This is a genomic window from Streptomyces phaeochromogenes (assembly GCF_001418655.1).
In the GTDB taxonomy this organism is placed as follows: Bacteria; Actinomycetota; Actinomycetes; order Streptomycetales; family Streptomycetaceae; genus Streptomyces; species Streptomyces phaeochromogenes.
This window is the reverse complement of sequence record NZ_LIQZ01000110.1, coordinates 1-9,810: the sequence shown is the minus strand read 5'-3', so window position 1 is coordinate 9,810 and position 9,810 is coordinate 1. Positions and strand designations below refer to the sequence as shown.

Annotated in this window: 7 protein-coding genes and 1 pseudogene; 2 read left to right on the top strand and 6 right to left on the bottom strand. The window is 70.6% G+C overall.

Annotated elements, in window-relative coordinates:
* The first annotated feature begins 208 nt into the window (after window positions 1-208).
* Window positions 209-1,051, top strand: coding sequence for a helix-turn-helix domain-containing protein (locus AOK17_RS15765; RefSeq protein ID WP_055613093.1), 843 nt, complete (start codon window positions 209-211; stop codon window positions 1,049-1,051).
* An 11-nt stretch (window positions 1,052-1,062) separates the two neighbouring features.
* The gene (locus AOK17_RS15760; protein ID WP_055613092.1) at window positions 1,063-1,239 is read left to right on the top strand and encodes a DUF397 domain-containing protein; all 177 of its coding nucleotides are present in this window, start codon (window positions 1,063-1,065) and stop codon (window positions 1,237-1,239) included.
* Here the strand turns inward: AOK17_RS15760 and AOK17_RS15755 are convergent.
* From AOK17_RS15755 to AOK17_RS15730, 6 genes and pseudogenes are all read right to left on the bottom strand, one after another.
* Window positions 1,217-1,972, bottom strand: a complete 756-nt coding sequence (locus AOK17_RS15755; protein WP_055613091.1) for a VOC family protein — start codon at window positions 1,970-1,972, stop codon at window positions 1,217-1,219. The two genes, AOK17_RS15760 and AOK17_RS15755, sit on opposite strands and share 23 nt — an antisense overlap.
* 63 nt (window positions 1,973-2,035) lie before the next feature.
* Entirely contained in the window at window positions 2,036-3,409 is a 1,374-nt protein-coding gene (locus AOK17_RS15750) for an FG-GAP and VCBS repeat-containing protein (RefSeq protein WP_055613090.1), read from the bottom strand.
* Window positions 3,410-3,487: 78 nt separating this feature from the next.
* The gene (locus AOK17_RS15745) at window positions 3,488-4,948 is read right to left on the bottom strand and encodes an FG-GAP-like repeat-containing protein (RefSeq protein WP_055613089.1); all 1,461 of its coding nucleotides are present in this window, start codon (window positions 4,946-4,948) and stop codon (window positions 3,488-3,490) included.
* Window positions 4,949-5,131: 183 nt separating this feature from the next.
* Window positions 5,132-6,571, bottom strand: a complete 1,440-nt coding sequence (locus AOK17_RS15740) for an FG-GAP-like repeat-containing protein (protein WP_055613088.1) — start codon at window positions 6,569-6,571, stop codon at window positions 5,132-5,134.
* An 11-nt stretch (window positions 6,572-6,582) separates the two neighbouring features.
* On the bottom strand, window positions 6,583-8,040 hold the full coding sequence (locus AOK17_RS15735; RefSeq protein WP_055613087.1) for an FG-GAP-like repeat-containing protein: 1,458 nt from the start codon (window positions 8,038-8,040) through the stop codon (window positions 6,583-6,585).
* A 99-nt stretch (window positions 8,041-8,139) separates the two neighbouring features.
* Window positions 8,140-9,503, bottom strand: a pseudogene (locus AOK17_RS15730) (VCBS repeat-containing protein); the annotation flags it as partial.
* Between the last annotated feature and the right edge of the window lie 307 nt (window positions 9,504-9,810).

Below are 9,810 nucleotides of genomic sequence, written 5' to 3'. Positions count from 1 at the left end.
GGCATGCGGTCTCCTGGTGGGGAGTGGTGGGGGGTTGTCGGGGCGGTGGCTCTGTCTGGCCCGGCATGGCATGGCGTGGCATGACGGGGGGATGCACTTCCGCTCCGCTGAGTGGCTGCTTCGTCACTGACGGTATGGGGTTAAATTGATGCCCGTCAAGCTGAACGGGGATACTGGGGGACCTCAACTCCCCGGAGGGAACGGGTACATGCCAGCTAGGAGCATCATCACGGCACGCCAGGAGCGGCTCGGCGCGGAGCTGCGCAAGCTCCGGGAGCGGGCGGGGCTCAGCGGCCGGGAGGCGGCACGGGCGCTGGGGATCGCAGAGAGCAGGCTCTCCGCCACGGAGACCGCCCGGGTAGGGGTGAGCGCCGAGCGCGTGCGGCACTGGGCCAGTGAGTACGCGTGTGATGACGCCGCGCTGGTGGAGGCACTGGCAGTCATGGCGGCCGAGAAAGGGCGCGGCTGGTGGGAAGAGTGTCGGGGGACGGTGCCGTCCGGGTACCTGAACGTGGCCGAACTGGAGCATCACGCGGCCGAGTTGAGGACGTTCCAGACCGTGCACATGCCCGGGCTGTTGCAGACGGAGGAGCAGATGCGGGGCATCTTTGCCTCGTCTGTGCCGTTGCTCTCCGAAGAGCAGCGCGAAGCACGGGTGCGCTATCGGCTGCGGCGCCAGGAGGTCCTCGGCGAGGTCGCCTATGAAGCCGTGATTCACGAAGCCGCGCTGCGGATCCGAGCCGCAGACAGCAAGGTTGCCAGGAGTCAGTTGCTGCACGTCCTGGAGCAGTCGGAACGACCTCAAGTGACCGTGCGCGTTGTGCCGTTCGACGTGGACGGTTTTGCTGGGATCAGCGCTCCGCTGGTGTACGCGAGTGGCCCCGTTCCGCAGTTGGACACCGTCCTGGTGGACACCAAGCACGGGGGTGCCTACCTGGATGCGGAGGCTCAGCTCAACCGCTATCGAGCGATGCTTCGCACGATCGAGAAGGTGGCCCTGGGCGTCGTAGAGTCGAGGGACTTCATCCACCACCTCCTTCAGCGGATGTGAAAGGCCTCAACATGGCACAGGAAGCCTGGCAGAAGTCCTCCTTCTCCGGCGGGGGTGACAGCGACGACTGCGTGGAGCTCGCCGCACGCCAAGACACCCTCCTCCTCCGTGAAAGCGACGAGCCCGACGCGGTGATAACCGCCACCGGTGCCGGGCTCGCCGCCCTCATACGGCACCTTCGCCCGTAAGGCCCGTAGGCGGCAGTGATCCCTCCAACTCCCTCGCCACAGCGAGGGTGTTGGTGAGACGGACCCGCTCCCCGTCCCCCAGCGGGACACCGTCGACCTCGGTCAGGAGGGCGCGGGCCCGGGGTGCGTCGTCCAAGCGGAGGGCGAGTTCCGCGCGGTAGACGAGGGTCTCGACCAGCTCGACAGGGTGGGCGGAATCGCGCTCGCGGGTCAGGGTCGCATCCAGGATGCGGGCGGCCTGGTGGGTGTCGCCCTTGGAGTCGCCGAGGACGATGGCGTTCTCCAGGGCCTTGGTGAGCCTGCCCGTGGGGTACGAGGACTCGTCCGGTGCGTCCTTGTCCTCCGTCGCCGGGAAGAAGCGGATCCAGTTGCCGCCGGGGTCGACGACGCTGAAGCCGGCCCGCTTGCCGGTGTTCTTGCGCCGGCGGGGGCTGGTCATTCGGGGGATGCCGGACACGAGGACCTTGCCGTAGGCGGCCCGCATGGCATCGGCGAAGGCCTGGTGGATGGCCCCGGTGTCGGGGACGATCACCACGCAGGAGCCGTACGACTGCTCGGGGTCGAAGCCCTCGATCCCGGCGAAGTGCAGTTGGAGGTCCTCGCGTTGGACGCTGACGTAGGGGTTCGGGCGGGTCTGCCGATAGGTCGTGGTGAAGCCCAACTTGCCGTAGAACTCGGTGATCTCGTCGATCGACCGGCAGGGCAGCAGGGGGATGGTTACCTCGTTGGCCATGCGGCTCCCTCGGGCAGTCGCGGTAGTCAAACTTGATGACTCCCCGAGGGTAGCCGCCGAGTGCTACTGGAGCGTGCCTTCGATGAGTTTCTCCTCCGCGGATGCCGCCCCCGTCGTGGTGACACCCGTCGGGGAACCAGGCAGGCGCAGCGTGTTCACGCTGCCGCGTACGTACAGGTCGGCGCGGCCGTCGGCGTTCGTGTCGCGGAGGCGGACCGCGTAGCCGAAGTGCTCGCCCTCCTCCAACGCGCCCGGTACGCCTGCCGAGTTGCGGGCGAACCACTGTGAGCGCGTGCCTGACAGGCCCGACGCGCGGCCGTACAGCACGTGGACGCCGCCCGCGTACTCCTTGCCGTTGATGGCCTCGCCGATCACGCCGACCGCCAGGTCCTTGTAGCCGTCCCCGTTGGCGTCACCGGCGGAGACGGACCAGCCGAACTCGTCGTACGTCTCCGGGGTGCCCGCCACCCCACTCGTCGCCTGGGTGATTCGGGTGCTCGTGGAGGGGCCGGACGACGAGCCGTACCAGACGGAGACCCGGCCCTTGGCCTTGGAGTACACGGATGTGCCGACCGCGATGTCGCCGTAGCCGTCCTTGTCGAAGTCGGCGATGACGCCGTCGCCGCCGCGGTCCGTGCTTCCGCCGTTGCCCGACAGGGACTCCAGGCGCAGGGTCTTGCCGGAGGTCAGGGTGGTGCCGCCCTTGACGAACCAGGCGTCGGAGGCGATGTACGAGTCGGTGACGACGTCGCCGATGACGACGAGGTCGGTCTTGCCGTCGCCGTTCACCTTTCCGGCGATGAGCGCGGTGGAGTAGAAGGACGTCGTCTTGTCGAGGGTCGTGACCGAGCCGTGGACGCCGGAGCGGTTGATGGAGCCGCGGTAGACGTACGTCTTCGCGTCGTTGACGAGGGCGAGGTCGGTCTTGCCGTCGCCGTTGAAGTCGCCGGTGGCGAGGTCGGAACCCATCCGGTTGAGGGAGTCCCTGGGCGCCTTGTTCGGAACGGTCGTGCCTTTGGAGAGGCCGTTCGGGCCGCCCCACAGGATGGTGACCGCGCCCTGGTCCTCGCGGCCGTCGACGTCCTCGCCGGTGGCGGCCACGGCGAGGTCGCCGTAGCCGTCCTTGTCGAAGTCGGCCGCCGTGCGGACCTCGCCGAACCAGTCGTCCGCCTCGTCGGCGCCGGGCACACCGGGGCTCGCCTGGTCGACGAGCTGGGTCCGCGTACCGGGGCCGTTCGCCGTGCCGAAGGTGACCTCGACACCACCGCCCTTGCTGTCGCCGCTCCAGTAGACGGCGTAGTCGCGGAACCCGTCACCGTTGAAGTCGTCGGCGTACTTGGCCGCGGCGGCGGAGGCGGGGGTGGTGAGGGTCAGTGGGGCCACGCCCGCGGCCAGGACGGCGGCGAGGGCGGTGGTGGTGCGCAACTGGCGCTTCATCGGGTGGAGGTCTCCAGAGGAGTGCGTGAGGGGGAGGGGAGCCGGTCCGGGACCGGTCAGTCCGGGACCGGTCCGCGGTCAGTCCGCCAGCTCGGCCCAGAAGTTGGTCAGAGCGGTCTGGCCCAGGCTCGCGAGTGTGAGGACCTGGGAGCCGGTGCCCGTGGGACCCGATGCGGTGCCCGGGAGGAGGTGCAGGCGCTGCGGCGTCGACGGGGCGGCGGCGAGCAGTTCGGCGCGGCCGTCGCGGGTGTAGTCGCGGAGGCTGACCGAGTAGCCGAACGCGGCCCGCTCGCCGGGTTCGCCCTCGATGCCCGCGGTGTTGTAGTCGTAGGCGCGGGCGTTCTTGCCGGTGAGGCCGGACGCGCTGCCGCGCAGGACGGTGACCGCGCCGGCGGCCATGCGGGGCGGCGGGCCGCCCGCCCTGACGGACACGCCCGTGTCGGTGGACGTCGGCGCGGCGATGATCTCGCCCGGGGTGCCGACGGCGAGGTCGGGGTAGCCGTCGCCGTTGGTGTCGGCGGCCGAGACGTCGCCGCCGAAGTCGTCGCCGGTCTCCGGGGTGCCGGGCACTCCGGACGTGGCCTGGGTGATGGTCTTCACCGAGTTGCTGGGGCCCGTCGAGGTGCCGGGCAGGACGTACACGGCGCCGCCGGTGCCCGCGCGTTCCGCACCGATCGCCAGGTCGCCGTATCCGTTCTTGTCGAAGTCGGCGATCGCCGCGCCGCTCGACACGAGGGTCGTGGAGGACGGGAGCTTGACGGTCTTGGTGCGCTTCGGGGCGCCGGAGCCGCCCTTGTAGAACCAGACGGTGTCCCTGAACGCCCCGACGGCCGTGTCCCATTCACTGCCGAGGACCGCGAAGTCGACGGTTCCGTCCTTGGTGACCTTTCCGGCGACCACCGTCTCCGGGGTGATCTCCTCGCCGCCGCGCGGGTCGAAGTCGGTCACCTTGCCGTGGGAGCCGGACGTGGTGAACGGGCCGCGCATGAACAGGATGTTCTCGGAGTCGACGGCGACCACGTCCGGCTTGCCGTCCGCGTTGAAGTCGCCGACCGCGATGTCCTTGGCGAAGGCGCGGTCCTTGTAGAGGGGGTTCATGTACGAACTGCCGCGGGTGAGGCCGGACTTGGAGCCCCAGAGCACGGTGAACGCGCCGGAGCGGCCGTCGTTGGTCTCGCCGATCGCGGTGGCGACGACGTCCGCGTACCCGTCCTTGTTCAGGTCGGCCGTCGTGACGTCCGTACCGAAGTAGTCGTTCGACTCCGCCGCGCCGGGGATGCCCGGGCTGTCCTGGGTGACGACCGTGCGTCTGGAGGGGTCCAGGCCCTTGGCCGTGCCCCATATGACGACGACCGCGCCCGCGTTCTGCGCCTCGCCGACCTTGGCGCCGCGGTCGCCGACGGCGAGGTCGCGGTATCCGTCGCCGTTGAAGTCGTCGACGTACTTGGCGGCGGCCGCGGAGGCCGGAGCGGCCAGGGCGAGCGGAGTCAGGCCCGAGACGAGCATGGCGGCGGCCAGGAGGCAGGTGCGCTTTCGCAAGAGATCTCCAAGAGTGACGGAGGGTGTGCCCGGCTTCGGAGGTATGGCTGGTTCAAGACATGTGGCCGGTGCACAGGAGACCTCTGGAGGTGCGTGAGGGTTGTACAAATATGGCGAACATGTGTGCGTTCTGGGGGGAGCGCGCCCCGACCTGGTCCTCGTCGGGGCGCGCCGGTGTCCAGGTCAGGGTGCGAGTACCGAGGCCCAGTTGGTGTAGTGCTCCTTGGGGAGCCCCACCGCGTTGCCCATGACGCTGTACGAGTTCCTGAGAGCCGGGCCGCTCGTGGTGCCCTTGAACACCCAGATCCCACCTGTGCTGTTGTTCTCGCCGGACGCGCCGATCACCAGGTCCGGCCTGCCGTCCTTGGTGAGATCCGCGAGGCGGACGGTCGAGCCGAAGGTGTCGCCCTTCTCGGCTGCTCCCGGAACGGCGGCGGAGTTCTGGCCGATCGTGGTGGAACCGGCGCCCGTGGGCCCGCCCGCCCGGCCGGGGACGAGGATCACCGATCCGGCGTCCCGGACGGAGCCGAGGTTCTCGCCGGGTACGCCCACCGCGATGTCGCCCAAGCCGTCGCCGTTGACGTCCGCGACGCTCACGTCGGCGCCGAAGTAGTCGTTGGACTCCGCGGCGCCCGGTACGCCCGGGGTGTCCTGGTGGATCAGGATCGGCTCGGCGGCCGGGTCGACACCGCGGGCTCCACCCGGCCAGATCGCGATCTGGCCGCCCTTGTGGCCGGTGCCCTCCTGCGGTGTTCCGTCGATGACCGTGTCGGAGGGGTCGCCGACGACCAGGTCGCCGTAGCCGTCGCCGTTCACGTCGCCGACGGCCACGTTGTCGCCGTCGGTGGACAGCGGAGGCTGCCGCGTCGACGGGGCGACGTACACACCCCCGGAGGGGTGGTCGGACAGACCCACGCTGACGGCGATCTCCTCGGGGCGTCCGCTGCCGTCGAGGTCGCCCAGGGCCGTGTCGTCGAGCGAGGGGGTGTCCGTCCCCAGGCTGTGGGCGGCCGGCTTACCGGTCCGGGTGAACGGGCCGGTCATGCCGATGCTCGCGCACCAGCCCGCCACGGAGACCCGGGGGCGCCCGGGGGCGGCCTTCGGATTGACCGCCGCGACTCCGGTGCCGTACGAGCAGCCGCTGGTGTCCCCGTCGGTGGACGGGCTCGGCGTCGGAAGGACCGCGCTGTTCTTGAGGCCCTGGGCGCCGCCCCACAGGACGGTGACGCTGCCACGGGTGCGCGCTCCGGTCACGTCCTCGTAAGGCGCTCCGACGAGCAGGTCCGCGTAACCGTCGACGTCGAGGTCGGCGGAGGACACGGAGTGGCCGAAGGCGTCGTCCGCCTCCGCCGCGCCTTCGACGCCACTGCTGTTCTGGGAGATCAGCTGCTTCTTGCCCTTGCCGGGGCCGGACGCCGAGCCGTACAGGACGACGACGGCGCCTGCTCCCGACCTGCCCGAGACGGTGGCGTCCGGGGCGCCCACGACGAGGTCCCGGTAGCCGTCGCCGTTGAAGTCGTCCGCGAACTTCGCCGGAGCTGCGAAGGCTTCGGGCGCCAGGGCCAGCGGGGTGACCCCCGCCGCCAGGACGGCCGTGAGGGTCAGTGTCGTGCGGATGCGCATCTGGCGTCCCCTCAGTTGGTGAGGCCGGCGCCGAAGGCGCCGTATGTGTAAGGGAGGTTGAACGCGCCGGGGCCGAAGCCGCGGTCGCCGTTCGGGGAGATGCCCGTGCCGTCGGAGAGCATCGCGGTGACCGCGCCGACGCCCTCGCCCTCGAAGCTCGCGGAGACCGTGTAGTCGGCCTTGCCGTCGGCCGTTACGTCGGTCAGCAGGACGTCGGAGCCGAAGTAGTCCATGGGCTCGGCGCTGCCCGGGACGCCGGAGGAGGCCTGGGAGAGGGTGCGTCCGCCGGTCTCGGAGACGCCGTCCGCCGAGCCCTGGAGGAGGACCGTGGAGCCGGTGTCCTCGATCGTCTCGATGTCCTCGAAGATGACGCCGATGGCCAGTTCGCCGTAGCCGTCGCCGTTCACGTCACCGATGGAGAGCGCGCTGCCGAAGCCGTCGCGCTCCTCGTCCGCGCCGGGCACGCCCGGGGAGTCCTGGGTGAGTTCGGCCATGGGCGCGTCGCCGTTGACCGGGCCGCCCGCCGAACCGCGGATCACCGTCACCCGGCCGCCGAGGCTGCCGGAGTGGTCGTCCTCCGCGGTGAAGACGTTGCCGAGGGCGATCTCGCCGTAGCCGTCGCCGTCGATGTCACCGATCGCGATGGACGTGCCGCCGCCCAGGCCGCGCGGCACGGAGGTCTCCAGGCCGGTGGACGTGCCGAGATACGCGACCCCCTTGGACCAGCTGTTGGGACCGTCCCCGGTCAGCTCGGTCCGGTACGTCAGTACGAGGTCGGCCTTCCCGTCGCCGTTCGTGTCGCCGGCCTTGATCGCGTCGACGCCGTACGGGGTGGACTCGGGCAGCGCGATCCGCTGCGCGGCACCGGTCGTGCCCGAGCGGGTGAATCCGCCCTTGACGACGTACGCGTGCGAGGCGGTCGTGCCCGAGGCCAGGTCGGCCTTGCCGTCGCCGTCGAAGTCGCCCGCCGTCAGGGCGCGGCCGAACTCGTCGTGCGTGGTGGCCGCCGGGTCCTTCACCGTCGTACCGCCCGCGACACCGCTCGCGCCGCCCCACAGGACCGCGACCGTGCCGCCGTCGACGTCGCTCTCGACGTCCTCGCCGGACGCGCCGACCGCCAGGTCCGCGTAGCCGTCACCGTCGAAGTCCGCGACCGCGAGTGCCGAACCGAAGGCGTCCTCGGCCTCCGGCGCGCCGGGCACACCGGCCGAACTCTGGTCGATCACCGTGTGGTTGGCGGGGTCGAGCCCGGTCGCGCTGCCGTAGACGACGGCCACGTACCCGGCCATGACCTGGTCGCCGACCTTGGCGTACGGCGCGGCGAAGGCCACGTCACCGAAGCCGTCGCCGTTGAAGTCGCCCTTCAGGCCCGCGGGGGCGGCGGAGGCGGTGACGGGGAGCGCCATGAGGAGCCCGGTCGTGAGGGCGGTGGTGAGCGTCGTGGCGAGGAGGAGCGTGCGCTTGCGCAAGTGAGGTCTCCGGTAGTGGGGGACGGCGGGCCCCGCACCTGTGAGGTGCGGGGCCCGCCGGATGGTGAAAGAGGGACGGGACGTGCTCGGTCCGCGAACTCAGTCGGCGAAGTTGACGCCGAACGCCGGGGTGCCGGTCGTCGACACACCCGCGCTGCTCGGCGAGACGGACCGCGAACCGGACGTGGTGATCTTCGTGCCGTTCGACGGCATGTACAGCACCGCGCCGTTGCTCGCGTTCTCGTACGAGCCGACCAGCAGGTCGGCCCGGCCGTCGCCGTTGACGTCGTCGAGCTTCGCGTCCGCGCCGAGCGCGTCGTTCGTCTCGTCGCTGCCGGGCACACCCGCCGTGCTCTGCGCGAAGTACTGGGTGCCGGAGGCGGTGTCGAGGCCGTTCGCCGAGCCGTACAGGACGGTGACCGCGCCCGTGTCCTTGATGGAGTTCAGGTCCTCGCCGGCGGAGCCGACGACGATGTCCTGGTAGCCGTCGCCGTTGATGTCGCCGAGGTCCAGGTCGTAGCCGAAGAAGTCGTCCTTCTCCGAGGAGCCGGGGACGTTGCCGGTGTTCTGGGTGATGCCCGCGGTCGCGCCCGGGCCGTCGGCGGTGCCGTAGGTGACGTTCACCTTGCCGCCGAGGGCCGAGTCCGGGACCGTCGTGCCGTCGCTCAACGTGTTGTGCCAGTACGCGCCGGAGACGATGTCGCCGAAACCGTCGCCGTTGACGTCGCCGATCGCGGTGATCGCGCCCGGCTTCACGATCTGCGCCGAGGAGACCGAGAGGCCGCTCGCGGCGCCGGGCACGAAGTAGTTCCTGGCCCAGCCGTAGTCGGTGCCGGTCTCGAAGCCGTCGATGACCAGGTCGGTCTTCTTGTCGCCGTTGACGTCGCCCGCGGTGAGGTTGATCGGGCCGAGGGCGTCGCCGCCCGACTGGATCGGGGGCTTGAGCGTGTACCGGCCGCCCACGGCGGTGCCGGACGCGCTGATGCCGCCCTTGTAGACGTAGACCGTGCTGGAGGAGTTGCCGACGGCCAGGTCGGCCGTGCCGTCGCCGTCGAAGTCGCCGGCGGCGAGGTTCTTGCCCCAGTAGTCGTGCGCGGAGACCGCCGGGTCGGCGATGGTGACGCCCTTGCCGGTCAGGCCGCTCGCGGAGCCCCACAGCACGGCGAGAGTGCCGCCGGTGGTGTCGCTGCCGACCTTCTCCCCCGGGGCGGACACGGCGAGGTCGTCGTATCCGTCGCCGTTGAAGTCGGCGTACGCGGTCTCCGCGCTGAAGCCGTCCCCGGCTTCGGCGGTGCCGGGGACACCGGCGCTGTCCTGGCTGAGTGTGGACCGCTTGGCGGAGGACACTCCGGTGGCGGTGCCGTAGAGGGTGACGAGCTGTCCGGCGGTCTTGCGGCCGTTCACATAGGCGCCCGAGGCCGAGAAGGCCACGTCGCCGACGCCGTCGCCGTTGAAGTCGGCGTNNCGGCAACGGAGGCCGTCGCGAGGGTGATTCGCAGATGCTTGTGCATGCGGGATTCTCCTGCTGCATGCGGGGACGCCTGGCGGGCGCCCGCAGTCAATGGGGTGCGTTCCGCTCGCATTCGCCCGGAGTTCTCCTGGGCTTTACGGGCGGTTGGCGATCAGAAGACCCACGGGGAGGGGTCAGGGTTGTACGGGGGGCGGAAGTTTTTGAGGACGACTTCCGAGGCCAGAGTGCTAATTGGGGCATACGGGGCCTTCTGTGGCGGTGCGGACGGTGGCGCCCTTCGCATTTAGGGGCGCGGGGAA